This window comes from Sphingomonas colocasiae, from assembly GCF_019880585.1.
GTDB classification, from domain to species: domain Bacteria; phylum Pseudomonadota; class Alphaproteobacteria; order Sphingomonadales; family Sphingomonadaceae; genus Sphingobium_A; species Sphingobium_A colocasiae.
The window spans coordinates 239,678-266,044 of record NZ_JAINVV010000006.1 but is presented as its reverse complement, the minus strand read 5'-3'; the positions used below and the strand labels follow the sequence as shown (position 1 = coordinate 266,044).

Genomic DNA, 26,367 nt, shown 5'->3' with positions numbered 1-26,367 from the left:
TCTCGACGGCGGAGAGATAATATCAAAGATATATAAGAAAGAGGGAGAGTTTATGGACGCGCGCATGCAGCCGGCCTTTGTCGGCATTCCCACGGGGTGGCGCGGCGGCGCGTCGCGCGCGGTGCTGGTCGGGGGCGCGCCGCTGATGGCGCTCATGTTCGCGGCGCTCGGCCCTGTCCTTCCCTCGATGGCCGAGCATTTCGGCGGCGCGACCGGCGGGGCCTTCGCCGCGCAGATGATTCTGACCATGCCCGCGATCGGCGTCATATTCGGCGGCATCGCCGGCGGCTTCTCGGTCGAACGCTGGGGCCCGCGGCCGGTGCTGATCGGTGCGCTGCTCAGCTATGGCATCATGGGCGTCAGTGGCTATTTCATCGAAAGCCTGGGTCTTTTGCTGGCGTCGCGCTTCATGCTGGGCTTCTTCGTCGCGCAGATCGGCACGGCGATCGGCGTCGTCGTCGGCTCCTGGTTCGAGGGCGTCGCCCGCGCCAAGCTGCTCGGCTATCAAAGCGCGGTCGCCGGGGTGTTCGCGGTCAGTGGTCTATTGCTTTCGGGGCTGCTTGCCGAAACGGGCGGATGGCGTGCGCCGTTCCTGCTCTACCTCTTCGCCTTCTTCATCCTGTTCCTTGTGGTGGGCGGCTTGCCTAAGGGTGTGGCGCGCACCGCGAAGCAGGGAGGGGAGCGCGTGTCGCTCGCGCCGCTTGTCGGCCTGTGGCCGATCTACGCGCTCGCGATGTTCCTGTTCGTCGGCTATTTCATGACATCCATCCAGCTTTCCTTCCTGCTGGCCGAGGACGGGGTGGACAGCCCGCTGATCCGGTCGGTGGTGATCGCGACAGGCGTGCTGGCCGGCGGCGTCTTCGGCGGATGCTATGGCCGTTTCTATGCCTGGCTCGGCGAGCGCGGGGTGCAGATCCTGCTCACCGTCATGATGGCCTCGGGCCTGGCGATCATCGGTTTCTCAACCGAGATCTGGATGCTCGCGGTCGGCGCGGCGCTGTCGGGCGGGGGCGGGGGCATGATCCCGCCGCATATCAGCGGCATCCTGCTCAATCGCGTTCCCGCCGAGCTGCGCGCGCGCGCGGTGGGCCTGGAATTCACGGTGCTCTACATCGCCGACTTCGTGAATCCGCTGCTGATGACGCCGCTGCGCGCGGTCGTCGGCATCCACAATGCCTTCCTCTTCGCGGCCGGTGCATTGGTCGTCGCGGCGTTCGTCATGTGGGCGCGTCGCCAAAGAAGGTGATTGCCTTTTCTTATCTATCATATAAGAGATAGAGATATTAGCGGCCAGAGAGTCGCGAGGGATGAGGGGCCTGATTCCCGGTCTGCCGAAAGCTGCGCGGCGCGTTCGCCACGTCGATTTCGTGCGTCCGGCGTCGCGCTCCCGACGAGGGAGATCGCATGCAGCTATCGGGCAAGGTCGCGCTCATCACGGGCGCCGGCGCGGGCATCGGCCAGGCGACCGCAAGGCTGTTCGCCGAGCGCGGCGCGAAGGTGGTTGCGACCGATCTCGACGAGGCCGGGCTCGCCGAAACCGTGCAGGATGTTTCCGGTGGGATCGAGACGCTGGTGTCCGACGCGACGAGTGCCGCGGATGCCGCGCGCGCGGTGGCGCTGGCGCAGGAGCGCTTCGGCGGCCTCCACTTCCTGATCAACGTCGTGGGCGGTAGCCGGCCCGGCAAGACTGTCGTCGAATTCGACGAAGAGGAATGGGACTTCTGGGTCCGCCTCAACCTCACCTCCACCTTCCTGATGTGCCGTGCGGCCATCCCCGCGATCGCGGCGGCGGGCGGCGGATCGATCGTCAATGTCGCGTCGGGCGCGGGCGTCACGGGCATGGGGCGCAATCCCGCCTATGTCGCCGCGAAAGGGGGCGTGATCGCGCTGACCCGTTCGCTGGCGATCGATCATGCGGCTGAGAGTATCCGCGCCAACTGCATCGCGCCCGGCCCGATCCTGACGCCGCTGATGAAGCGCAACCGCTCCGAACAGGAGATCGCCTTCATGTCGAAACTGTCGCTGGTCGGCCGGCTGGGCAAGCCGGAGGAGATCGCATCGACCGCGGCCTTTCTGTGCAGCGAGGATGCCGGCTTCATCAACGGCGAACTGATCAACGTCGCGGGAGGCCGCGGCGGACCCATCTGAACCCCGATCATGAGGAGAGACGAGTGCTTTACGACGCCTATAGCTGCTGGCGCGAACTGACGCCGGCGATCGAGCGCCCGCGCACGACCGTCGACGAGAAGCTCCAGTTCCTGTCGGACAAGATGCGCATCCAGGAGATGATCCACGAATATGCGTTCGCGTGCGACAGCCGCGGCTGGGACATTCTCGAACGGCTCTACGACGAGAATATCGAACGGGTGATGACCGGCACGCTGGACGAGACCGTCAAGGGGCGCACCAATCTGATCGGCCTTCACGCCAAACCGGCGCTGCCCCGGCGCGAAGGCGTCGTCGCTCCGCCGCGCGACCTGTCGAAGATCGTCGGGCTGGAGATCCGCCACCTGATCGGAACCCAGGTCGTCCGCATCTCCGACGACGACCAGTCCGCCTGGGCGCTGTGCCATTATCAGATGGCGCTGGTCGGCCAGGAAGATGGCGCATGGCATCATGGCCTGCACGAAGGGACCTATCTGTTCACCTTCAGCCGGGCGACCGGAGACTGGCGTTTCACCCGCCACCAGATCTGGACCAACAACGCAGCCAATCCGATGTTCTCCGACCCGCGCGCAAAGGCCGCCGCATGAGCCGCTTCGCCGGACGGGTGGCGCTGGTCACCGGCGCCGGGCGGGGGATCGGTGCGGCGACCGCCGCCGAACTGGCCAAGGGCGGTTGCGCGCTCGCGCTCAACGATGTCGATGAAGCGCGGCTGGAGGAAAGCGCGGCGGCGTTGCGCGGGCATGGCGTCAACGTTACCACCCATCTCGGCAGTGTGATGGACCCGGCATTCATCCAGGCTTTCGTTGCCGAAGCCAGTGAAGCGCATGGCAAGGTCGACCTGCTCGCCAACAATGCCGGCGGCGGGCCGCCGATGACGCCCTGGGCCGAGTTCGCCAAATCGGATTTCGCGCATTTCCGCGCGATCTTCGAGATGAACTTCTTCACCCAGGCAATGCTGCTCCACGCATTGCTGCCCGGCATGGTCCAGCGCGGCTATGGCAAGGTGGTCTGCGTCAGTTCGATCTCCGCGGTGCTGGGGCAGGAGTCCGGCGCGGCCTACGCGTCGGGCAAGCTGGCGCTGCATGCGCTGGTCAGTTCGGTTTCCAAGGAAGTCGCGCGCCACGGCGTGAACGTCAACGCGGTGGTGCTCGGCAATCCGCCGCATCCCAGCCGCACGCCCGAGCGCCAGGCCTATCTCGACAAACTGTCGCATTTCGACCGGGTCGGCCGGCTCGACGAGTTCGGCAAGGCGATCGCCTTCCTGCTGTCCGACGACGCCTCGTACATTTCCGGGGCCGCCGTGCCGATCGACGGAGGGCTGATCGCACCACGACTGAACGAATGATCCGGGGGCAACGCGCGGCCCGACCAACAAGAACAATGCGCGACAATGGAGAGGGAGACATCGATGAGGAAGCTGCATTATCTGCTTTGCGGCGTTGCCGCGGCGTGCGTGTTCTCGAATCCGGCCCTTGCTGAGGGGCAGGCCGGCCAACCCGCCCAGGATGCCGGGGCGACGAGCGATCAGGGGATCGCCGACATCGTCGTCACCGCGCGGCGCCGCGAAGAAGCGCTTCAGGACATTCCGATCGCCGTTCAGGCATTTTCCGGCGATACGCTGGAAACCCAGCGGATCAACAATGCCGTCGACCTGTCCAAGATCGTGCCGGCGCTGACGTCCGCGCAGAGCAGCCGAGACGAAGAGAATTACGTCATTCGCGGCCAGTCCGGATCGGGCGCCTCGATCTCCGGCCAGCAGGTGACGGTGCCCGCCTATTTTGCGCAGGTGCCGCTGCCGATCGGCGATGGCGGCGGGCCCGGCTATTATTACGACCTGCAGAATGTGCAGGTGCTTAAAGGACCGCAGGGCACGTTGTTCGGGCGCAACTCGACGGGTGGCGCCGTGCTGTTCGAGCCGCGCCGCCCGAGCAGCGATTTCAACGGCTATCTCAGCGTCGAATATGGCAATCATGACAATCGCGGGATCGAGGGCGCGATCAACATCCCGATCACGGGCACGCTGAGCGTCCGTTTCTCCGCAAAGGCGCTGAAGCGCGACGGCTTCACCTACAACGCCACCACGCGCAAATATCAGGACGATCGCAGCTTCTTCAGCGGCCGGACCTCGCTGCTCTGGGAACCGGTCGACGGCGTCTCGAACATCCTGGTCGCGGACATCTTCCGCTCGACGACCAATGGCAGCTCGAACATCCTGGCGGCGGTCAATCCGTCCGCGCTGATCCCGACATTGTTCGCCGGGACCGTACAGGCGGCGCTGGCGCAGCAGAATGCGGCGGGCCCGCGCGTCACCTACAGCAATGTCGACGGTATCGACCGGAAACGGTCGTTCGGCATCTCGAACATCACCACGATCGAGATCGCCGACGGGCTGACCTTCAAGAACATCTTCGGCTATCGCCGGTTCAAGCAGCTCAACCGCTTCGACTATGACGGCTCGGCGCTGACCATCCTACACTTCGATACCTGCGCGACCGCCGCGTCGTGCAACGCCCGCGACGCCGACCAGCCCTGGGGCCTCAATATCCGCCAGATCTCCGACGAGGTGCAGTTCCAGGGCCAGGCATTGGACGACCGGCTGAAATACATCGTCGGTTTCTTCGCCGCCGATCTCGATACGCCCGCCGCCAACTATTCGCACCAGACCTCGGTCTTCGGGTCGGTGACCGACGCGAACCAGTATATCGACGATACCTCGCGCGCGGTGTTCGGCAATGTCAGCTATGCGTTCGGCGGCGGGCTCGAAGGGCTCACCGCATCGGCCGGCTATCGCTGGACCCAGGACAAGCGCGCGCTGACGCTGTACCAGGTGACCAGCGGCCGCTGCGTGACGGGGCAGACCGGGACCGTGATCGCCAATCCCGCTCAGGCCGATCCCTGCCGCGCGTCGTTCGAGGCGAAGGCGAGCAGCGACGCCTATACGATCGGGCTCGACTACAAGGTCTCCGACGACACGATGATCTATGTCGCGCATCGGCAGAGCTATCGCGCGGGCGGCACCAATCCGCTCGCCGCGCCAGTGCTGCTGGCCAATCCGCCGATCCCCAACGCCATCTCGCTTTTCTCGTACCAGCCCGAGACGATCCGCGACGTCGAAGTCGGGCTCAAGTCGGACTTCCGGCTGGGCGACTGGCGCGTCCGCACCAATGTGGCGGCCTATCATCAATGGCTCGACGACGCGCAGCTCAACCAGACCTTCGGCGTCGGCACCGCGAATGTCAGCGCGCTGGTCAATGCCGCGTCGGCCAAGATCAAGGGCATGGAGGCCGAGGTGACGATCGCGCCGAGCAGCGCGTTCAACGTCATGGTCGCCTATGCCTATACAAAGGCGAAATACGGTGCGTTCCTCGACTATTCGCGACGCGATCCGGTCACCAACGCGCCGACGGAGCAGGGCGGCCGCATCTTCCCGTTCACGCCGAAGCACAAGCTGAACGTCAATGCGCGCTACACCCTGCCGTTGCCCGACACGATCGGACAGGTCGAGCTGTCGGCCAACTGGGCACACAAGAGCTCGGTGATCCTGGGCCTGGTGCCGTTCATCACCCTGCCGAGCGGCGCGAACGTCTATGACGGCGAGAGCCGCCAGTCGGCGACCGACACGATCGACCTGCATGTCGACTGGAGCAAGGTCGGGGGCAGCCGGTTCGACCTGGCGGTTTTCGTCACCAACCTGGCCAACACGACGTACAAGATCGGCGGCGCGTCGCTGATCAATTCCAGCCTCGGCATCAACCAGCGCATCTATAACGAGCCGCGCATGTACGGCGCATCGCTGCGCTACTCGTTTTAAGGGAGACTATCGGGAATGGCTGAAATCAAACGTCTGGCGGCCAATCCCCGGATGAGTGGCGCCGTCGTGCACGGCGGCGTCGCCTATCTCTCGGGCCAGGTCGCGATCGATCATCGCGGCGGCGCCGTCGCCGACCAGGTGCGCGAGGTGCTCGAACGCATCGACGCGTTGCTGATCGAGGCGGGGAGCGACCGGTCGCGCCTGCTGACCGCGACGATATATCTGCCAGACATGGCGGTTTTGCCCGAACTCAATACGGCCTGGGACCCGTGGATCGTTCCCGGCTGCGCACCGACCCGCACCACGCTGCAGGTCGGGTTGGCCTCGCCGCTCTACGCGCTGGAGATCGCGGTGACCGCGGCGGTGGATTGAGGATCCTCGTCTCTGTTTTCGTCGTTGCGAGAAGCATAGCGGCGGGCCGGAGGCGGCCACAGGCCGGCCAATCCGGCGGTTGATGCGCCCCTGGATTGCCGCGCTTCGATCCGCAGGATCGAAGTTCATCCTGAGTACCCGCCCTGGAGGGCAGCCGAAGGGCGCGCAATGACGGTTATACCACCGCCATCTCCCGCACCAGAACGCCCAGTCTCTCCACGCCCGTCCGCGCGGGATCCGCGCCGATCATCGAGAAGCTCAGGCGGAAGGTGTTGCGCCTGACCGCGACGTTGCTTGCGCCGGCCGGGTAGAAGGCCGCGCCCGAGATGATCGATACCGAATGTTCGGCCAATGCGCGCTGCGCGAACACGGTCGCGTCCATATGGTCTGGCAGTTCGACCCAGACGTACAGTCCCCCTTCCGGCATCGTCCAGCGCACGGCTTCGGGCATATTGTCCGCCAGCGCCTTCAGCATGGAATCCCGGCGTGCGCGGTAGACGGTGCAGGCTTCGGCGATGGACGCATCGAGGTGCGTCTTCACCACCTCGAGCAGCAGCATCTGGTTGAGTGCGCTTGTCGCGAGATCGCTGGCCTGCTTGATCAGGACGAGTTTGCGGATCGCGTCGGCCGGTCCGGCGATCCAGCCCACCCGCAAGGATGGCGCGATGGTCTTCGAGAAAGTGCCGGTCTGGAGGACGGGGATCTTCTCGATATCACCGTGGCGCGCGATGGCGAGCGACAGGAGCGAGGGGATCGGCGCGCCATCGTAGCGGAGCTGCTCGTAGCAACCGTCCTCGACCAGCGCCATGCCGGTCGTATCCGCAAGGTCGAGCAGCGCGTTGCGCTCGTCCAGCGTCATGGTGGTGCCGGTCGGGTTACGGAAATCGGGGCCGACATAGCAGAATTTGGCGCCGGAAAGCGTCTCCGCCCGCCAGTCGTCCGCATCTTCCGGCAGGCCGAGATAGCGGGGCTGATAGGCGTCGAAGGCACGTAGCGCGCCGATGAAGCTGGGGATCTCGACCATCGCTGTGTCGCCCGGCGACAATAGCAGCTTGGCGATGAAATCCAGGCCCTGCTGCGACCCGTTGGTGATGAGGATGTTGTCGACGCCGCATGGCGATCCGGTGCGCGTCAGATACTCCGCGATCCAGGTGCGCAGCGGGCCATGGCCTTCGCTCGGCGCATATTGCAGCGCGGTGCGCGCCAGCGCCCGGTCGGCCCAGATCGCCTGCGAGGCAGCCGACAGCGCGTCATAGGGGAAGATCTCGGGATCGGGCAGGCCACCGCCGAGATGGATGATCTCGCGCGCCGCGAGCAGCTTCATCCGCTCACGTATGTCGGATGCGACGACGCCGTCCATGCGCGATGCGTACAGGCTGTTCCAATCGGTCACGGCGTCGTCCTTCTGATCTGGTTGCGGGGAAGCGAATAGGCGACGACATAATCGCCGCGCGGGGTTCTGAGCGATCCGTGGCCGCCGGCGACGATCGCGACCATCTGGCGGCCGTCGCGCGCGGAATAGCTGATCGGCGTCGCCTGCCCGCCGGCGGGTAGCAGCGCGCGCCACAATTCCCGGCCGGTGGCGGTTTCGATCGCGCGGAGATAGCCGTCTGTCGCGGCGCCGATGAAGGTGACGCCGCCTGCGGTGGTCACGGCCCCGCCAAGATTGAAGATGCCGGTGGGCAGCGCCAGGCCGAACGGGTCCAGCCCCCTGGTGGTGCCGAAGGGGCGGCGCCAGGTGAGTTTGCGACTGTTCAGGTCGATCGCGGCGATCTCGCCCCAGGGCGGCGCGGCGCAGGGGAAGCCGATCGGCGACAGGAACGGCATCAGCCGCAGTCCGAACGGCGTGCCCTGCATCGCCATGGGCGGCATGGGCTGGCCTTTTGCCGGACGCATCGGCCGTTTCGACTCCGGGTCGAAAGGCGCGGCGCCCTCGGCATCGGCTTCGGCGCGCGGGACGAGCTGGCCGACGAACGGCATGGACGAGCTGTTGACGATCATTAGCCCGCGCATCCGGTCGATCGCAACGCCGCCCCAGTTGATCGTGCCGAAGGTGCCGGGCGAGAGCAGCCAGGGCTTCACCGATGGCGGTGTATAGGCGCCTTCATAATGAAGCTCGCGGAAGCGCAGCCGGCACAACAGCATGTCGATCGGTGTCGCCCCCCAGAGCGCGCGCTCCTCGATGAGGGGCGGCGCGAAGCTGGGCATGCCGACCGAATAGGGCTGGGTCGGCGCGCTGCGTTCGCCGGGCGTGGTGGAGCGCGGTACGGTGCGTTCCTCGACCGGCGCGATCGGGCGCCCGTCGCGGCGATCGAGCAGGAAGACCTCGCCGGTCTTGCCGGTCGCCACCAGCGCCGGCACCGCGGCGCCGCCGCCGCCGAGATCGACCAGCGCTGGCTGTGCCGGCATGTCGTAATCCCACAGATCGTGATGGACGGTCTGGAACGACCAGCGCACCGTACCGCTCGCCGCGTCGAGCGCGACGATCGAAGTGCCGTAGCGCTCGGCGGCGGGCGTTCGCAGGCCGCCGAAGAAGTCGGGCGAACTGTTGCCCGTCGGCACATAGACCAGCCCGAGCGCCGGGTCCGCGCTGAACGCCGTCCAGGCATTGGGATTGCCCGCGGAGAACATCTCGCCCGGTTGCGCGGGCGGCTTGCCCGGCGGGGCGCCGGCATCCCACACCCAGCGCAGCGCGCCGCTGCGCACGTCATAGGCGCGGATCACGCTGTGCGGCGCATCGACTCGCTGATTGTCGATGACATAGCCGCCGAGCACCGCGAGGTCGCCGATGATCGTCGGCGGCGAGGTGACGTAATAATAGCCGTCGAAGCGAGGCTGCACGCCCTGGCGCAGATCGACGGCACCCGCTTCGCCGAAGCCGGGGCAGGGCGTTCCATCGCGCGCGTCGACCGCGATCAGCCGCGCGTCGAGCGTCGCTTCGAGGATGCGCGAGGCGCACCGGCCCGCATCCGGAGAGCGATGATGCGCGACACCGCGGCACACCACCGAAAACGCCTTGGACGCGACGACCTTCGGATCGTGCCGCCAGCGCTGTTTGCCGGTCGTCGCATCGAGCGCGACGATGATGTTGCGCGGATCGCAGAGATAAAGCGTGTCGTCGACCGCGAGCGGCGTGGCGGTGAAGCGGCTGTTGGTGCCGAGATCGTCGAGCCCGCCGACCCGATAGGTCCAGGCATGTTCCATCCGCGCCGCATTGGCCGGCGTGATCTGACCCAGCGGGCTGAAATGATCGCCTTTCCAGTCGCCGCCATAGCTGGGCCAGATGCCGTCGGTGACGCCCGCGACCTCGGCCGCATCGCCCCTGGCCGACGGGGGCAGGTCGCGGACGGCGAACCATGCACCGCCTAGGATGACGAGCTGGACGAGCGCGAAGCCCAACAGCGCGCGGCTGCCGATCCGGCACTTCTCGAAGCGTGCCGGCCTGAGCAAAGGTGCGAGCAATGTCAGTATGATCAACAGCAGGGTAGGGGCGAGCAGGCGGGCCATCAGCCCCCAGCGGTCGAGGCCGACTTCCCATACCGCCCAGATCAGTGTCGCTAGGGTTGTCGTGAGATAGAGCCAATAGCCCCAGCGTCGCCGCAACAGGACTGCGATGCCGGCGATCAGCAGCGCCGGTCCCGCCACCGCATAATAGGGCGAACCGCCGAGCGCGGCGAGGCGCACGCCCCACCAGCCCAGCACCGCGCCGATACCCGCAAGCAGCAATCCCGCGAGCGCGCACGCCAGATATGCGACGATCCGCCGCATGAGCCCCTCCTATCCTTGTAATCTTTAATGTAATAGGATGCGGAGGGGTTTGTCGAGCCCTCAGGGCTCCAGGCGGATCGGCATGTGCTTGATGCCGCCGACGAAGTTGGAGCGGAGCCGGCTGACCGGTCCGGCGAGTTCGATTCCCGGGAATCTCGTCAGGATCTCGTTGAGCACCGCGCGCAACTCGATGCGGGCGAGATCGTTGCCGAGGCAGCTATGCCGGCCGAAGCCGAAGGTCAGGTGACGGTTCGGGCGCCGCGCGAAATCGAGCGAGAAGGGGTTTTCGAAGACGGTCTCGTCGCGATTGGCGGAAGGATAGAACAGCACGACCTTCTCGCCCGCCAGGACGGTCTGGCCGCCGATCTCGATGTCGCGCGTCGCGGTGCGCGCCATATAGACGATCGGGGTCACCCAGCGCAGCAGTTCCTCGACCGCGGGCGTCATGATCGACGGATCCTGCGTCAATGTGCGCCGCGCTTCGGGATGCTCGATCAGCGCCAGCATCGCGCCGCTGGTCGCGTTGCGTGTCGTCTCGTTGCCGGCGATCGCGAGCAGGAAGCAGAAGCCGAGTATCTCCATGTCGTTGAGCGGCGTGCCATCGATCCGCGCCTCGACCAGCAGGCTCACCAGATCCTCGCGCGGCGCCTTGCGCCGCTCCGCGATGAAGCGCGCGAAATAGCCGAACATCGCCTGCTGCGCGGCGACGATCGCCTCGCGCGGCAGGTCCACGCTGCCATATTCGGGATCCTCGCTGCCGATCACCGCATTGCTCCACAGATACATCTGGTCGCGATCGTCGGTGGGAACGCCGAGCAGTTCCAGGATGACGTCGAGCGGCAGGCGCATCGCGATCGCGTCGACAAAGTCGATCACGTCGTCGCCCTGTGCCGCCGCGACGCGCGCTGCGGCGACATCGTCGGCGATCTCGCCGCAGCGTGCGATGATATGTTCCTCCAGCGCGCGCATCACGCTGGGCTTGAAGCGTTCGCGCAGGATCATCCGGTTCTTGTGATGCTCGGGCGGGTCCATCGTCAGCATCAGCGGTACCCGCGGGGTGTTGTCCGCAACCATCTGATCCTTGCGCAGGATCGTGACGCCGGGGCTGCTGATGAAATTGTCGCTGTCCTTCCCGATCGCGGTGATCTCCGCATAGCGGGTGATCGCCCAGAACGGCTCGCGCACCCCGTCGTCATGCCAGGCCACCGGCCGGTCGGCGCGCATCTTCGTCCAGATATCATGCGGGTAGCCGTGGCTGGCGAACCGGTCCGGATCGAAACATGCGGGGTCTGCCAGCGGGCGGGCGAGGGGCGCGGTCATGGGATCGTCTCCTAATTAACGATCGTTCACTAGCGTTTTTCGGCATGCGATGCTAGAGGGCTCTGGTGGACGCTGAGACGGATTCGGATACGGGCAGGCGAAGGACGCGGCTGGCGCCTGAGGCGCGGCGGGCGATGATCCTGTCAGCCGCCGCCCAGATGTTCCGGGAACGCGGCTATGCCGCGGCGAGCATCGATGCGATCGCCATGGCGTCGGGCATCAGCGGACCGGGCATCTACCGTTATTTCAAGCGCAAGACCGAATTGCTCGTCGCTCTGCTGGAGGCGGCGGTGGCCGACGCGAACGAAGCGCTGAAGACCATGATGGCGTCGATTGAAGACGGCGACGCGGTGGCGGCCATGGCCGATCTGATGGCCGATCATGCGCTGCGGGAGGGGACAGTCATCGGCCTGCTCCAGGGAACGATCCATGAAATGGACGAGACCGATCAGGCGCGACTCGAGGAGATCCGGCGGGGACTGGTGCTGCGCTGGGCCACCCAGCTTTGCCGGGCGCGGCCGGAACTGACGCTGCAGCAGGCGAAGGTTCACGTGGAGGCCGCCCTGACGCTTCTCGGCCATCTCGCCCGCCGAATGCCGGACCCGGGGGAGCAGAGCCGATATCGTCAGATCGTTCGGGCGGTCCTCCTCGCCTGAAAGGCCGGCGGATGAAGGGGATTCCCTGATGACAACGGCATCGTCGATCGTTCCAACGCATTTATCCGTGATCAAGCATGTCGCGAATTCGCGCCGCCAGATCGGTGAGAGAGAACGGCTTGGTGATCAGTTCGACGCCGGGATCGAGGCGTCCGTGATGGACGATGGCGTTGCGCGCATAGCCGGTCGTGAACAGCACCTTCAGCCCGGGCCGTATCTTGACGGCTTCCGCAGCCACAACCGCGCCCGTCATCCCGCCGGGAAGCACGACGTCGGTGAACAGCAGGTCGACCTTGCCCTCCTGCCGTTCGAGCAGCCGAAGCGCCGACGCGCCGTCATGCGCTTCGAGCACGCGGTAGCCGAGTTCGCGCAGGACCTCGACGGTATACGCCCGGACATCGTCATCGTCCTCGCACACCAGCACCGTTTCGTCGGGTGATCCTTCGGGGGCTTCTGCTCCGGCCTGCTCATGTTCGGGTTCGATGATGCCGAGGTAGCGCGGCAGATAGATGCGCACTGTCGTGCCATGGCCGGGTTCGGAATAGATCTTGATATGTCCGCCCGACTGTTTGACGAAACCATAGACCATCGACAGGCCCAGGCCGGTCCCGCGACCGACTTCCTTGGTGGTGAAGAAAGGCTCGAACACGCGCTCGAGCGTCGCCTCATCCATGCCGGTGCCGGTGTCCGACACGCAAAAGGCGACATATTGGCCGGGGACCGACCCGGCGTTGCGAGCCGCATAATCGGCATCGAGATGCGCATTGGAGGTCTCGATGGTGACCTTGCCCCCACCCGGCATGGCGTCGCGCGCGTTCACTGCCAGGTTGAGGATAGCGCTTTCAAGCTGGTTGGGGTCGGCCTCGACCCGCCAGACCCCGGCTGCAAGCACGGTCTCGAGTTCGACCGTTTCGCCGAGTGTGCGGTGAAGCAGGTCGGACATTCCACCCACAAGTCGATTGGGTTCGATCGGACTGGGTTTGAGCGGCTGGCGGCGGGAGAAGGCGAGCAGCCTCTGGGTGAGCGTCGCCGCGCGTTCCGCGCCCGTCTGGGCATTTGTGAGCGCCCGCTTGATCCGTGCCTCGCCGCTCTCGCCGACATGCCGGCGCGCCGCATCGATATTGCCCAGGATGATGGTCAGGAGATTGTTGAAATCGTGCGCGATGCCGCCGGTCAGCTGGCCGATCGATTCCATTTTCTGCGCCTGGCGCAGCGCCTCCTGCGCGTCCTCGCGCTCGCTGATCGCCTGGGACACGCGCTCCTCGAGCGACTGGTTGAGTTCGCGCAGTGCCGCTTCGGCCTGTTCGCGGTCCCCTATTTCTCGCTGGGCGGCCTCGAACAGCCGGGCATTGTCGAGCGCGATCGCCGCCTGCCCGGCGATACCGACGAGCAGATCTTCATGCCGCGCGTTGAACCGGGCGGGCTCTGTATGGCCGAAGAACAGCCCGCCGATCACCTCTCCCGAACGCGAGATCACGGGGACGGCGAGATAGGATCTGACCGGAAGATGCCCCTCCGGCATGCCCTTTCGCGGCGTGTTGTGGCCGTAGCGGGGATCCTGGGTGATATCGTCGGAGCGCACGACGCCTTCACCGCCGAAGGTCGGCGCAAACACCGCGGTGTTGCGCGGCATCGGGAATTTCTCGAATTCGGAACGATCGACGCCCGAAATGGTGAAGAGCATGTAGCTCTCGCCGCTGGCGTCGATCACATTGTAGAAAAATGCGCCGAACTGGGCTCCGCTCAGCTCGACGCCCGCATCGGTGACCAGCTGCACGATGCGCTGGGTTTCGAGCCCGGTGCCGACCGCTTCGCCCATCCGGTTGAGCGTCTCGAGCCGGCGGGTCTGCTCTCGAAGGCCGCGACCGCGCGCTGCTGTTCGGTAACGTCGAAGCCGTCGCAGAAGATGCCGGACACCGCGCCATCATCGTCGAAGATCGGCGCATAGATGAAGGTGAGATAGCGTGTCTCGGGCGGTTCGCCGGGGGTGCGGCTGTAGGTGACCGGCGACGCGGTGAACTCCGCCTGCTGACCGGATGCGTAGACTGTGTCGAGCTGCTCGAAGAATCCCTGGCCCTCGATGCTGGGAAAGGCGTGGCGGATCGATTTGCCGACCCAGTCGTGGCTCCCGAATACTTCGCGATGCGCGTCGTTGACGAACTCGACGACATGAGCCGGGCCTTCCATCACGATGATGAAGCCGGGGGCCTGCTCGAATTGCTGGCGCTGGCGTCTGGCACTCGCTTCACGGCTGCGTTCCGCAAGCACCCGGTCGGTCGTATCGACGACAATCGCGATCACGCCGCCGGGCTTGCCGCTTTCATCGATGACGGGTGAATAATCGAGGTTCATCCACGCCCGAGCGGGCTTGCCGTGACGGTCGAGCGTCAGTTCCTGGTCGCGATAGGAAAGCGTCCCGCCAGCAAGACCGACCTTCATGACATTGTCGTTGAAATCGGCGACTTCGGGCCACCCCTCGCGCACCCTGCTGCCGAGCAACCGGGGGTGTCGGGTTCCGGCGAATATCGAATAGGCGTCGTTGTAGATCATGATGCCGTCCTCGCCCCAGAGCAGGACGATCGGGATCGGCGAACGCAGCAGAAAGCTCGTGATCGTCTTGAGGCTTTGCGGCCAGGCCATGGGCGCGCCAAGACCGGTCATGCCCCAGTCGAATGTCGCGATCCGCCCTGCCATCTCCCCGGGTGTGTCGAGGAAATCCGGTCGTTCGACCGGCTCCAATGCGATATCCGACAGTGCGGCCTCCCCCGTTTTGCGCGTGTAATCCGCGCAAACGTTCCATGACCGCAAAAAGTCCCGAGGAAATTCGAAAATCGCCTATTTTATAAGCGCGTGGCCCCAACCGGCGTCAGGGCCCGACGCAATCGGCCGTCAATGGCTTCACAAGAGAGCCGGCAATGACTGCCAGACGATTGCGACCGCGGACAGGAACGCCTGCGTCAAGATGGTCGATCGCCGCCAGCGATCGAAATCGGTATCGAGTGTGATGCGCAGGGCCGACCGGACAATGAGGATATTGGCGGCCAGCGCGATCAGGGTGAGAGCGACGATCGCCAGTCGGGCCGGTCCGATTAAACCCAGCGCCTCACCGATCACGTAAAGCGCCAGAAAATGCGCGGCCCATATGATGAGGCCGCCGAGCAGCAGGAACCAGCCGCCCTTCATCCAGCCAGCCGTGCGATCAGGCTGCCGGCAAACCCTTGTAATGCCGCATAGCTGATGAAGAGCGCGGCGAGGTCGACGGTGTTGCTGCGCGGCCGGGCAAGCGCGCCCGCCGCCGCCTTGGCACCGACAAAGCCCGCCATCAAAAGCCCGATCGCGACAAGGGCGGCGTGGAGCGCCAGCAGTGCGTGGACCGTCGCGGCCTGCCCGCTGTCCTGCGGCGCCAGGATCGCGCGCCAGCCGCCCCAGTCGGTCCAGCTCGCCCAGCCGGTGGACACCACTGCCGCACCCAGTAGCAGTGCCGCCCCCGCTGCGGATCGCCCGAGCACCGGTCGCGAGAGCATCGCGGAGGCAATGGCGGTGACGTGGAGCGCGTAAACCGCCACGCCATCGGCGACATCGGGCGGTTCCACCCAATAGTCGCGCTGATTGCCCATCAGGTAGAGCAACGAGAAAATCGCCATCAGGAAGATCATGCCCATCACCACGATCAGCACGATCATCGCCCACCAGCCATGGCTGCTCGGTCCTGTGACATAGGTGGGCACGCGGATGCCTGCGCCGATATCGACGCTCTTCTCCTTAACCGGCCGATCGGTCTCCCAAAGCCAGCGCAAGGTGGCGAGCGTGGCGAATACGCCGCTGGCGACGCCGAAGACATAGGCCTGTACGGTGAGCGCCAGGAAGAATCCGGCGGTGAATATGGCGGCCGCGAACGGCCAGACGGATGGCCCCGGCATGATCTGCAGATATTGCGGCTCGGCCAGCAACGGGCTGGTCACGATCGTCTCGCGCTTGCCGGTCGCGGATCGCGGCAGGAAATAGCGGCCTGCCGCGACATCGTCGCAAATGCCCGGCTGGTCCCAGAGCGGCTCGCGGCTGTGGATGACGGGGATCGAGCGCGTCGAATAGAGCGCGCTCGGCAGCCATTCGAGCGTTCCACCGCCATAGACGTTGCCGGCATTGCCCTCTGCCGGGGCGGGTCGGAAATTGCGGATCAGGTCGATCACGAACAGCAGCACGCCGGCCGCAAGCACGAAGGCACCGAAAGTGGAGATCAGGTTCGGCAGATCCCAGCCGCGATCGGGAAGATAGGTATAGACCCGGCGCGGCATGCCCATCAGCCCGGCCAGGTGCATCGGCATGAAGGCGATGTTCATGCCGATGAACATCAGCGCGAAGATCCAGCGGCCGAGCCGCTCGGACAGTGCCCGCTTCGAGACCATGGGGATCCAGTAATAAAAGGCGGCGAAAAGCGGGAAGACCATGCCGCCGATCAGCACGTAATGGAGATGGGCGACGATGAAATAGCTGTCATGCGCCTGCCAGTCGAAAGGCACCATCGCGACCATCACGCCGGTGAGGCCGCCGGTCACGAACACCAGCAATGAACCGATCACGAACAGCGCGGGCGTGGAGAAACTGCGCCGGCCGACCGCGATCGTCGCGATCCACGAGAAGACCTGGATGCCGGCGGGCACGCTCACCGCCATCGACGCGGCGGAAAAGAAGCCGTTCGACATCGGGGGCATGCCGATCGCGAACATGTGATGCGCCCAGACGCCGAAGCTGATGAAGCCCGTCGCCAGCATGGCGAGCACGATCAGGCGATAGCCGACCAGCTCGGCGCGCGAGACGGATGCGACGATCATCGAGAGCATCCCGGCCGCGGGCAGGAAGATGATGTAGACCTCCGGGTGACCGAAGAACCAGAAGAGATGCTGCCACAACACCGGGTCTCCGCCGCGCGTCGCGTCGAAGAAGGGCCAATTGAATGCACGCTCGATCTCGAGCAGCAATGTGGCGAGGATCACGCTGGGAAATGCGATGATGATCATCCCCGCGAACACCAGCATCGCCCAGGCGAAGATCGGCATCCGGTCGAGGCTCATGTTCGGCGCGCGCGTGCGCAGCACGCCGACGATGATCTCGATGGCGCCGGCGATAGCGGAAATCTCGATGAAACCGATGCCAAGCAGCCAGAAATCGGTGTTGATCCCGGGCGAATAGGCCTTGGACGTCAGCGGCGGATACATGAACCACCCCCCGTCCGGGGCCAGCCCGATAAAGAGCGAGGCGAAGAAGCAGAGCCCGCCCACGGCATAGGCCCAGAAGGCATAGGCGGAGAGGCGGGGGAAAGGCAGGTCGCGCGCGGCAAGCATCTGCGGCAGCAGCAGCACGCCGGCGGCCTCGACGGCCGGCACCGCGAACAGGAACATCATCACCGTGCCGTGCATGGTGAAGACCTGGTTGTACGTGCCCTGCGGCAGTATCTCGAGCAAGGGCGCGGCGAGCTGGACGCGCATCAGCAGCGCAAGCGCGCCCGCCAGCAGGAAGAACAGGAATGCGGTGCCGAGATAATAGACGCCGACATAATTGTTGTTGACGACGGTCAGATATTGCCAGCCCCTGGGCGCGCACCAGATCCGCTCCAGTTCCTCCACCTCGCCGTTCGGACGCGCCTCCTTCGTGGGGAAGCGATCGTAGAGCGCGTGGTCGAAGCCGGTTTCCGACTTCACTTCAGGCTGCCCATATAATCGGTGATTGCGCGAAGTTCGTCGGCGGGTAGCTGTCGATAGGCGGGCATGCGATTGCCGGGCTTCAACGCCTGGCTGTCGGCGATCCAGCGGCTGAGCGTTGGGCGGTCATTAGGCAGGATGCCCGCGCCCAGCGAACGACGTGACGCGATATGGCTGAGATCGGGCCCGGCAAGGCCGTTGGCGGCGGTGCCGCCGACCGTATGGCATGCGGCGCAGCCGCGTTGCTCGAACAACCGCCGGCCGGCGCTTTCCGGCGGACGAGCGGGCGCGGTTCGTCCAGCTTGCCAGCGCACGAAATCCGCGGGCGTATGCGCGATCACCACAAAGCCCATCAGCGCATGCGGGCCGCCGCAATATTCGGCGCATTGGCCGGCATAAACGCCCGGCGCATCGGCCTGGATGCGCAACCGGTTGGTGCGGCCGGGGATCATATCCATCTTGCCGCCGAGGCGCGGGATCCAGAAGCTGTGGACGACATCCGCCGATGCCAGCTCGATCATTACGGGCCGACCGACCGGGATATGCAGTTCGTTGGCGTCGCGGATGCGTTCGCGCCCGCTCTCATCGAGATAGGCGACGCGCCACCACCACATCTCGCCCGTCACCTGCACGCGCATTTCGCCCGCGATCGGATCGGTTGCCGAAAGCCGGCTGGTCAATGTCAGTCCCCAGATCAGCAGGGCGGTCAGAACGATCACAGGAAAGGCGAAACCGCCGATCCAGATCGCGCGATCGCCGCCCAGCCGGCGTTTGAGCGCCGGGCCGCCCCAGATGGCGATCGCAAGTGCGGCGATCACGACCGCGAGCACCCCGAACCCGCCGAGCAGTAGCGCCCAGGCGAGCCGCGTCACCGGTTCGGAATACGGACCTGCGGGATCGAGTACCGGCGGCGGCCAGCCGGACAGCGCGCGGGCAAGGCGGTCGGCGTTCATCGAACGGCGCGCATATGGGGGGCTCTTTCGCGCGCCATCAGCCCCGTCAAGATTGCCCCACGCCTCAATGCCACCCTTTCGGTAATCGTTACGCAGGGGGAACCGGTGCGGAGCGCGAACGGTTCCGTGATGCGATGCTGCGCACCCTGGTTTTTCCTTTGCTTGCCGCCATGGCTGTCATGGCCTGTGCACCGCAGGCACCTGAGGAAGACCTGTTTTCCGCCTCCGGCGAGGTGATCGCGTTCGGTGGCGGCGATGCCGGCCCGGCCGCGGCCTGCATGCGGTGCCATGGCCTGAGCGGCGAGGGTGATGGCGGCGCGACCCCGCGGCTCGCGGGGCTCGATCCTGGCTATCTCCACCGCCAGCTCGACGATTATGCGAACGGCCGGCGCGACCATGCCCTGATGCGCGCGATCGTGCGGCGGCTGGATGGCGAGGCGCGGGCGCGCGTCTCGGCCTATTATGCCGGGCTGGATTTCAAGGGGACGGAGATGGAGGACTCGGAGAACCCGGAAGGCGCCGCGCTTTATCTGCGGGGCGATCCCTCGCGCGGGCTTCGGCCCTGTGCACAGTGTCATGGCGTTGCCGGGGAAGGTGTCGGTCCGGGCAATCCGCCGCTCGGACGTCAGCCCGCCGCCTACCTGGCCGGACAGCTCGACGCCTGGCGGACGGGGCGTCGGCACAATGATCCGCTCGGCGAGATGCGCGAGATCAGCCGCCGGCTGTCCGCGGCCGAGATCCGCGCGGTATCGCGCTACGCGGCGGGCCTTCCCGGGCTTCGTCCTCGGGCAGTTCGGGCAGCATCCCCAGCAGCACATCGTGGCGATCCCAGAAATGATGCTTCAGCGCCGCACCGACGTGGATCGGGATCATGACGACCAGCAACAGGATCAGCGCGACATGGATGGCCTCCGACCAGTCGAGGACCAGCCATTGCAGCGATTTGGCGAGTGAATGGAAGGGCATTTGCGGCCAGGGGATGAGGCCCGCGATGCTGAGCGGCGATCCATCGCCCAGCGCCGACCACATCGCCCAGCCGCTCAAGGGCAGGCCGAAGAAGCAGATATAGAAAAGGACATGGGTGATATGCGCCGCCCATGTCTGCCAGCCCAGCCGGTCCGCATCGTTGATCGGACCGGGGACGATCAGCCGCCAGATCGCGCGCAAAGCCGCCAGTACGAACATCAGCAGGCCGAGCTCGGCATGGACGCGATAGGCGTCGAGCTTGTCGTTCCCTACCGGCATCCGGCTCATCGACCAGCCCCAATAGAGCTGGAAACTGATCAGCGCGGCCATCGTCCAGTGGAACCCCTGACCGACCGGCGAATAGCGCCGCTCGGCGGTGTGGCGCAGTGCCCATGCGCGGATCACCTTGATCATGCGGCCGCTTCTTCCGATCGGGGCGCGAGCGTACGCCAGGCGATGCCGAGCGCCGCCGCGAGATAGAGCCCCGCAGCCGGAGCCCACATGATCAGGCCGGCGAGCTGCTGGTCCTCGATCGGATCCAGCCCCCAGGCGTAGGTGGTCAGCAAGTGCGGCGCATACAGCGCGTTTCCGGCGAAAGTCAGCAGTGCGCCGAGCAGGCCCATCGCCACCATCGTCACGAGCAGGGTCGCGACCGCGGCCGGTGCGCCGGCGGTGTGGATCGCGGCCCAGAACCAGGTCGCGCTTGCGAGCAGCGCGATCTGCAATATCCAGAAGACGGCGTCGTCGGACAGCGCCGCCGCATAAACTGCGGGCCAGTGCCAACCGTAGAAGATCAGGATCGAAACCGCGGTCGCCGGAATGAGCGCGCCGGCCCGCAGATCGAATGCGCGGACCAGCAGCGGCGCCGCCACGCCGACCATGACGACGTGATGCGCGACGCGGGCTGAGAACAATGCGCTGGTCAGCGCGCAGAGCGGCGAGACGAACAGCAAGGCGAGCAGCATCCATCCGGCCGCGAAGGCCGGACGGTCCGGTTCACGCCGCCAGCCGAGCAGGGCGGCCAGCAGCATCGCCGAGATCAGCACCGGATCGCCGTTCCATTGCGTCAGCCACCCTTCGGGATCGGGGGCGCCGCCGCAATAGGGCGTCCAGCTCATGATGCTCCCGATGGAGCAGGTGTCGCCGCCGGCGTCGGCGGCGCGGCCTGTCCGAGCGGCACGACCCGCCAGACGGTGTTGGACAGGTCGTCGGCGATCAGCAGCGCGCGGCTACGGGAATCGAATGTCACGCCGACCGGGCGACCGCGCGCCTTGCCGCCCTCGATAAAGCCGGTCACGAAATCGGCAGGCTTGCCTGACGGCCGGCCGCCGGCGAAGGGCACCCACACCACCTTGTATCCCGCCAGGTCCTGCCGGTTCCAGCTGCCATGCTGTCCGACGAAAGCGCCGTCGCCGAAGCCCGGGAAATTGCCCTGCGGCATGAAGCTGAGTCCGAGGGCGGCGACATGCGATCCCAGTGCATAATCGGGCGTCAACGCGCGTGCGACCATGTCGGGCTTCTGGGGATGTACGCGTGGATCGACGTTGTGACCCCAATAGCTGTATGGCCAGCCATAGAATCCGCCCGGCCGCACCGCTGTCAGATAATCCGGCACGAGCTGCGGCCCCAGTTCGTCGCGCTCGTTCACCACTGCCCAGACCGCGCCCTGCCAGGGGTCGATCGCCAGCGCGGTGGGATTGCGGATGCCCGATGCATAGACGCTGCGCGCGCCGGTCGCCCGGTCGATCTCCCAGATGACCGCGCGATCCTCCTCGATCGCCATGCCGCGTTCGCCGACATTGCTGTTCGATCCGATGCCGACATAGAGTTTCGTGCCGTCGGCACTGGTGGTCAGCGCCTTGGTCCAGTGATGGTTGACGCGCGACGGCAATTTTGTGACTTCGCGGCCGGGCGCGGTGATGCTGGTCTGGCCATCGGCATAGGGGAAGGCGAGCAAAGCGTCCTGATTGGCGACGTAGAGCGTGCCGTCGACCAGCGCCAGGCCATAGGGCGCATCGAGCTTGTCGATGAATACAGTCTTCGTCTCGGCGCGTCCGTCGCCATCGGCGTCGCGCAGCAGCGTGATGCGATTGCCGCCCTTCACGCTCGTCTTGCCCAGGCTCTTGATATAGCCCGCGATCACGTCCTTGGGGCGCAGCTTGGGTGCATTGCCGCCCGATCCTTCGGCGACCAGAACGTCGCCATTGGGCAGGACGAGCATCTGGCGTGGAATCTTCAGGTCGGTCGCCAGCGCGGTGATCGCAAACCCCTTGGGAACGGTCGGGGTCGCGCCGTTCCAAGGTGTCTGGCGCGCGATCTTCATCGGCGGGACGAGCGTCTGGTCGCGTTCCGGCAGGCGCGGATCGGGGCCGGTCTGGTCGAGCGCCGGGCCGCTGCCGCCACACGCGGCGAGTGTGAGCAGAAGCGCAATCGACAGGGTGGGACGGATGGTCATCAAGCGTTCCTCCCGACGCCGCGCGTCGAAAAGGCGATCCATCCGGCGGCGAGCGCGAGGAGCGCCGACAGCAGCGACAGGATCAGTCCGCCCGTGCCAACCGAACTCCATCCGTCCCCGCTATGCTTGAAGGCATTGATCAGCCCCAGGATCCACATCGCTGCGACGGCCACGAGATAGACGAGCGCGCGGGAGTGGAGGGGCGAGCGCCGCAGCCGCACGCTGTTGATCAGCGCCCAGAGCAGGACCGGGCCGCCGAACAGCAGCGCACCCGCGTTCAGCCAGCTGGAGAAGTTCGTCCACTGGATTTCCGCGGTGTTGAGATAGGTGATGTCGGTTGCGAGCCCGGCCGGGAACAACGCGACAGGAAAGGCCAGCAATATCGCATGAAGCGGATGCGGACCGATTCTCGATTGCATCTCGGTGATCATTGCCATCTCCCGTAGCGCGGCGAAGGGCCGGCGCCATCGCGAAACAATCCCCGAGATCAGCCAATGGTTTCATGGGCGACGCAGAACCTGTTGCCCGCCTTGCGCGTTGATGCGCCATCGACCTGAGGAGGCGAGCGCGCGCATGACCGAATGGATCACCGGCCTGATCGAGGATATGGGGTATCTCGGCATCGCATTGCTGATGTTCCTCGAGAACCTGTTCCCACCGCTTCCATCCGAAGTGATCATGCCGATGGCCGGCTTCACCGCGAGCGGCGGAGAGTTGAGCCTGGCGGGTGTGTTGGTCGCGGGCACGGCTGGAACGCTGTCCGGCGCGCTCTTCTGGTACGGCGTCGCGCGCTGGCTCGGCGAGAAGCGGCTGAAGCGCTGGGCGGGCCGTCATGGCCGCTGGATCACGCTGTCGCCCAAGGATATCGACGCGCTCGACCACTGGTTCGCGGCGCACAGCCGCTGGGCGGTGCCGGTTGGCCATCTGGTTCCCGGCATCCGAACCTTGATTTCGATCCCGGCGGGTATCTTCGGCATGGGGCTGCCGCGTTTCATGCTGCTGACCCTGGCCGGCGCAGGTGCCTGGACGAGCGCCCTCGGCCTGGCAGGCTGTGCGCTTGGCAGCCGCTATGAAGAGGTCGAGCGCTATCTGGGACCGGCCAGCAGCGCGATCATGGCGGTGATCCTGCTTTGGTATCTTTATCGCGTCGCGACATTTCCGGGCGCGCGCGAACGCACATGACCGAGCGATCCACCTTTCCCGGTGCGACGCGGATCGCCGGGGAACCCGATGGTGCTGCTCCGGTTTCAGCAGGAATGACAGTCGCGGATCGATTCCGACAATTCCTCCATGCGACCGCGCTCGAACTCGAGGCGGATATCGACCGGCTCCAGAATTTCCTTGCCGGAGACGCGCATGGCGAGCGTGTTCGAATGCTCGCTTATGCGGGTTATCGCAACGGCGCGGAGATGCGGGTGAGCGGGCGTATCGTCCGATATGCCGAGCCGTTGAAGACCGGCCGTTCGACCTGGTCGAAGGCGCGCGCCATGATGGCGATCTACAACAGCCACGAGGTCGCGGGCGTGGATGTGCGCTGCGCGTTCGGTGGCGTGCAGCACGATGCCGTCAGCGACGAGGAGGGATATTTCCATTTCGCCCTCCCCGTCGACCGTCCCTTGCCCTCGGCCACAAGGTGGGAGGCTGCCACGCTTTCGACGCCGCGACGCGAGATGCAGGCGGCATCGGTGGCGGTTCCGATCCTCGCACCGGGTGTCGATGACCGCTGGGGCATTATCTCGGACATCGACGACACCGTGATCGAGACCGGCCCGACCAACTTCCTCAAGAACTGGCGACGCGTCTTCGCCGAGCGCCCCGGAGACAGGCTGGCCGTGCCTGGAGCGGCCAGCCTTTATGGCGTGATCGCGGGCAATCACGCCGCGCCGACCCGGCCATTCTTCTATGTTTCATCGAGTCCGTGGAATCTCTACGGCTTCCTGACGGAGTTCATGGAGCTCAACCGGATTCCGCACGGTCCGATGTTCCTGAAGGATATCGGCATCGATCCGACCAAGTTCATCAAGACCGGGCATGACACGCACAAGCTGGCCTCGATCGAAACGATCCTGGCCTTTTATCCCGATCATCGTTTCCTGCTGATGGGTGACAATGGCCAGATGGATGTCGATATCTACGCGCGCGCCGTGCGACGGTTCGGGCAGCGGGTCGCCGCCGTGTTCATCCGCGACGTCGCCGGCGACTGCGCGCAAGGCCCGAAGGCGGAGGCGCTTGCCGAGATCGCGCGCGCCGGCGTCGCGACCTATTGCGCGAGCGGTTTCGCCGATGCCGTCGATATCCTGGAAAAGCTCGGCCTCGCCAGGCCGGCAGAGGCGGCCAAGGCGGCGGGCGAAATCCCCGCATCATCATCCGATGCGTGATCGGCAGGACAGGGATCGCCGTGGTGCGGCAGGCATCTGATCAACCGGGTCCGGCTGCCGCCGATGGGCGGGATGTTGTCGCTCATATCAAGTCCAACATCGTCCTCTACGGCGCGCTGACCGCAAATCTCGGTATCGCCATCGCCAAGTTCGTCGCCGCGGCAATCAGCGGATCATCGTCGATGTTGTCCGAAGGCGTGCATTCGCTCGTCGACAGCGGCAACCAGTTGCTGCTGCTCTATGGTCAGGCGAAGGCCCGGCGACCGGCCGATGCCGAGCATCCTTTCGGCTATGGCCGGGAGCTTTATTTCTGGGCCTTCGTCGTCGCGATCCTGATCTTCTCGGTGGGAGCCGGCGTATCGATCTATGAAGGCTGGACACATATCATCGAACCCGAACCGCTTCGGGATCCCATGATCAACTATATCGTGCTTGCCGTCGCTTTCCTGCTGGAGGGGGCGTCCTGGACGATCGCCGTCCGCGAATTCAATGCCGGACGCGGAGATACGGGCTGGTGGAGGGCCGTCCGCCGCTCCAAGGATCCGGCCGGCTTCATCGTGCTTTTCGAGGACAGCGCCGCGCTTCTGGGGCTGATCCTGGCCGCCGCAGGGGTCTGGATGAGCCATGCGACCGGCGATGCGCGGCTGGACGGAGTCGCATCGATCGCGATCGGCGCGATACTGGCGAGCGTCGCGATATTACTGGCACGCGAGGCGAAAGGGCTGTTGATCGGTGAAAGTGCCGATCAGGCGCTTGTCGCCACGATCTGGCATAGTGTGGAACGGCGTCCCGGGATCAGCGCGGTCAATCACGTTCGAACCATTCACACCGCCCCGAACGCCGTGTTCGTCGCGATCAGCGCGGATTTCGAGGATAGCGTGACTATGGGCGATGGGGAGACGCTGATCGAGGCGATCGAGGCGGATCTCAAGAGCAGGATGCCCCAGATCAGTTCGGTCTATATCCGTCCTGAAAAACGCGCCGACGCGGTTCTTCAGGCACGTCCGCCTGTTGCCGCCGGACAGGATGCTCCTGTTCGAACGGAACTTTGAGCATCAGGTGCGCATTCGCCAAAGCAGCAAGGATTTCAGTGCGCCGGCATGGGTTCGTGGGCGGGGCGACGCCTGATTCATGGAGAACCCGCATGACCAATATTCGCTCATTGCTGACCGCGCTCGGAACCGTCGCGCTCCTGTCCGGTTGCGCGACGCCGACTCCCTATCAGCCGCTCGAACGCGGCTCACGGACCAGCGGCGGCTATAGCGACCAGCGTATCGAGGCCAATCGGTACCGGGTCAGCTTCGCCGGCAACAGCATGACCTCGCGCGAGACGGTCGAGACTTATCTGCTCTACCGCGCGGCGGAACTCACGCTCGATCGCGGCTATGACTGGTTCGTGATGGCCGACCGCGACACCGAGCGGCGCAGCCGGACCTATGTCGACCGACCGTTCTCCTCGGGGCCCTGGGGATATTGGGAGCCGAGCTGGCGCTATTATGGTCGCGGATTCGGCTGGCGCACCTGGGATCCCTTCTGGGGCGATCCCTTCTGGGATCGGCAGATCGATATCCGCACGGTCGATCGCTACGAGGCGACAGCCGAGATCGTCATGGGACGGGGCCGGAAGCCCGGCAGCGACACGCGTGCCTTCGAGGCGCGCGATGTGGTCGGCAATCTGCAGTCCCGGTTGACGCCACCGAGTTGACCACCCTCGCAGATTGAATTCACGAAGCCGCAACCCATATGCATGTCATTGTTCAACAACGGAAAGGAGGTGGTCGAATGTCTCATTGTCACATGCCGCGAATGGCGGCGCTCATGAG

Annotated in this window: 23 protein-coding genes and 1 pseudogene; 12 read left to right on the top strand and 12 right to left on the bottom strand. The window is 65.6% G+C overall.

Annotation, left to right across the window (positions count from 1 at the left end):
- Positions 1–52: 52 nt before the first annotated feature.
- The 6 genes from K7G82_RS14535 (at position 53) to K7G82_RS14510 (ending at position 6,349) form a co-directional block, all read left to right on the top strand.
- On the top strand, positions 53–1,246 hold the full coding sequence (locus K7G82_RS14535; RefSeq protein WP_222990619.1) for an MFS transporter: 1,194 nt from the start codon (positions 53–55) through the stop codon (positions 1,244–1,246).
- A gap of 158 nt (positions 1,247–1,404) precedes the next feature.
- Positions 1,405–2,148, top strand: a complete 744-nt coding sequence (locus K7G82_RS14530) for an SDR family NAD(P)-dependent oxidoreductase (protein WP_222990618.1) — start codon at positions 1,405–1,407, stop codon at positions 2,146–2,148.
- A gap of 23 nt (positions 2,149–2,171) precedes the next feature.
- A complete protein-coding gene (locus K7G82_RS14525; RefSeq protein WP_222990617.1) occupies positions 2,172–2,753 on the top strand; it encodes a nuclear transport factor 2 family protein in 582 nt (193 codons plus the stop codon).
- Positions 2,750–3,511 carry an SDR family NAD(P)-dependent oxidoreductase gene (locus tag K7G82_RS14520; RefSeq protein ID WP_222990616.1) on the top strand — a complete coding sequence of 254 codons (762 nt, stop codon included), beginning with the start codon at positions 2,750–2,752 and terminating at the stop codon, positions 3,509–3,511. The genes K7G82_RS14525 and K7G82_RS14520 overlap by 4 nt, the downstream gene beginning before the upstream one ends.
- Before the next feature lie 63 nt (positions 3,512–3,574).
- A complete protein-coding gene (locus K7G82_RS14515; RefSeq protein WP_222990615.1) occupies positions 3,575–5,977 on the top strand; it encodes a TonB-dependent receptor in 2,403 nt (800 codons plus the stop codon).
- Positions 5,978–5,992: 15 nt separating this feature from the next.
- The gene (locus K7G82_RS14510; protein WP_222990614.1) at positions 5,993–6,349 is read left to right on the top strand and encodes a RidA family protein; all 357 of its coding nucleotides are present in this window, start codon (positions 5,993–5,995) and stop codon (positions 6,347–6,349) included.
- A gap of 175 nt (positions 6,350–6,524) precedes the next feature.
- On the opposite strand, the gene K7G82_RS14505 is transcribed toward K7G82_RS14510, so the two are convergent.
- Genes K7G82_RS14505 through K7G82_RS14495 form a run of 3 tightly spaced genes read right to left on the bottom strand, consistent with a single transcriptional unit; the run spans position 6,525 to position 11,437 of the window.
- Entirely contained in the window at positions 6,525–7,742 is a 1,218-nt protein-coding gene (locus tag K7G82_RS14505; protein ID WP_222990613.1) for an aminotransferase-like domain-containing protein, read from the bottom strand.
- The gene (locus tag K7G82_RS14500) at positions 7,739–10,117 is read right to left on the bottom strand and encodes a membrane-bound PQQ-dependent dehydrogenase, glucose/quinate/shikimate family (protein ID WP_222990612.1); all 2,379 of its coding nucleotides are present in this window, start codon (positions 10,115–10,117) and stop codon (positions 7,739–7,741) included. The genes K7G82_RS14505 and K7G82_RS14500 overlap by 4 nt, the downstream gene beginning before the upstream one ends.
- A 60-nt stretch (positions 10,118–10,177) precedes the next feature.
- Complete coding sequence (locus K7G82_RS14495; protein ID WP_222990611.1) at positions 10,178–11,437, bottom strand: cytochrome P450; 1,260 nt, start codon at positions 11,435–11,437, stop codon at positions 10,178–10,180.
- A 134-nt stretch (positions 11,438–11,571) separates the two neighbouring features.
- Here K7G82_RS14495 and K7G82_RS14490 point away from each other — a divergent pair, with 134 nt between their 5' ends.
- Complete coding sequence (locus tag K7G82_RS14490) at positions 11,572–12,093, top strand: TetR/AcrR family transcriptional regulator (RefSeq protein ID WP_222990610.1); 522 nt, start codon at positions 11,572–11,574, stop codon at positions 12,091–12,093.
- Positions 12,094–12,154: 61 nt separating this feature from the next.
- Here the strand turns inward: K7G82_RS14490 and K7G82_RS14485 are convergent, their stop codons facing one another.
- The 5 genes from K7G82_RS14485 to coxB form a co-directional block, all read right to left on the bottom strand.
- Positions 12,155–13,912, bottom strand: coding sequence for an ATP-binding protein (locus K7G82_RS14485; RefSeq protein ID WP_222990609.1), 1,758 nt, complete (start codon positions 13,910–13,912; stop codon positions 12,155–12,157).
- Positions 13,837–14,787 (bottom strand): PAS domain-containing protein, encoded by a 951-nt coding sequence (locus K7G82_RS30035; RefSeq protein ID WP_222990608.1) that lies wholly within the window; start codon positions 14,785–14,787, stop codon positions 13,837–13,839. The genes K7G82_RS14485 and K7G82_RS30035 overlap by 76 nt, the downstream gene beginning before the upstream one ends.
- Before the next feature lie 204 nt (positions 14,788–14,991).
- Positions 14,992–15,276 (bottom strand): hypothetical protein, encoded by a 285-nt coding sequence (locus tag K7G82_RS14475; RefSeq protein ID WP_222990607.1) that lies wholly within the window; start codon positions 15,274–15,276, stop codon positions 14,992–14,994.
- Positions 15,273–17,792: a cbb3-type cytochrome c oxidase subunit I gene (locus K7G82_RS14470; RefSeq protein ID WP_222990606.1), complete on the bottom strand. Its 2,520-nt coding sequence runs from the start codon at positions 17,790–17,792 to the stop codon at positions 15,273–15,275. The genes K7G82_RS14475 and K7G82_RS14470 overlap by 4 nt, the downstream gene beginning before the upstream one ends.
- On the bottom strand, positions 17,789–18,745 hold the full coding sequence (gene coxB, locus K7G82_RS14465) for a cytochrome c oxidase subunit II (protein ID WP_222990605.1): 957 nt from the start codon (positions 18,743–18,745) through the stop codon (positions 17,789–17,791). The genes K7G82_RS14470 and coxB overlap by 4 nt, the downstream gene beginning before the upstream one ends.
- A gap of 14 nt (positions 18,746–18,759) precedes the next feature.
- Here coxB and K7G82_RS30310 point away from each other — a divergent pair.
- Positions 18,760–19,443, top strand: a pseudogene (locus K7G82_RS30310) (c-type cytochrome); the annotation flags it as partial.
- A gap of 13 nt (positions 19,444–19,456) precedes the next feature.
- Here K7G82_RS30310 and K7G82_RS14460 read toward each other — a convergent pair.
- From K7G82_RS14460 to K7G82_RS14445, 4 genes are read right to left on the bottom strand one after another with little or no spacing between them, the layout of a single operon-like run.
- Positions 19,457–20,125: a cytochrome b gene (locus K7G82_RS14460; RefSeq protein WP_222990604.1), complete on the bottom strand. Its 669-nt coding sequence runs from the start codon at positions 20,123–20,125 to the stop codon at positions 19,457–19,459.
- The gene (locus K7G82_RS14455; RefSeq protein ID WP_222990603.1) at positions 20,122–20,829 is read right to left on the bottom strand and encodes a cytochrome c oxidase assembly protein; all 708 of its coding nucleotides are present in this window, start codon (positions 20,827–20,829) and stop codon (positions 20,122–20,124) included. Before K7G82_RS14455 ends, K7G82_RS14460 begins: the two co-directional genes overlap by 4 nt.
- Complete coding sequence (locus K7G82_RS14450) at positions 20,826–22,166, bottom strand: PQQ-dependent sugar dehydrogenase (RefSeq protein ID WP_222990602.1); 1,341 nt, start codon at positions 22,164–22,166, stop codon at positions 20,826–20,828. Before K7G82_RS14450 ends, K7G82_RS14455 begins: the two co-directional genes overlap by 4 nt.
- Positions 22,166–22,597: a DUF2231 domain-containing protein gene (locus K7G82_RS14445; protein WP_222990601.1), complete on the bottom strand. Its 432-nt coding sequence runs from the start codon at positions 22,595–22,597 to the stop codon at positions 22,166–22,168. Before K7G82_RS14445 ends, K7G82_RS14450 begins: the two co-directional genes overlap by 1 nt.
- Before the next feature lie 142 nt (positions 22,598–22,739).
- On the opposite strand from K7G82_RS14445, the gene K7G82_RS14440 reads away from it, so the two are divergent.
- From K7G82_RS14440 to K7G82_RS14425, 4 genes are all read left to right on the top strand, one after another.
- Complete coding sequence (locus K7G82_RS14440) at positions 22,740–23,348, top strand: DedA family protein (RefSeq protein ID WP_222990600.1); 609 nt, start codon at positions 22,740–22,742, stop codon at positions 23,346–23,348.
- Positions 23,345–24,544, top strand: coding sequence for an App1 family protein phosphatidate phosphatase (locus K7G82_RS14435; protein ID WP_222990599.1), 1,200 nt, complete (start codon positions 23,345–23,347; stop codon positions 24,542–24,544). The genes K7G82_RS14440 and K7G82_RS14435 overlap by 4 nt, the downstream gene beginning before the upstream one ends.
- Positions 24,545–24,630: 86 nt before the next feature.
- Entirely contained in the window at positions 24,631–25,596 is a 966-nt protein-coding gene (locus K7G82_RS14430; protein ID WP_222990715.1) for a cation diffusion facilitator family transporter, read from the top strand.
- Positions 25,597–25,688: 92 nt separating this feature from the next.
- A complete protein-coding gene (locus K7G82_RS14425) occupies positions 25,689–26,249 on the top strand; it encodes a CC0125/CC1285 family lipoprotein (RefSeq protein WP_222990598.1) in 561 nt (186 codons plus the stop codon).
- Positions 26,250–26,367 lie beyond the last annotated feature (118 nt).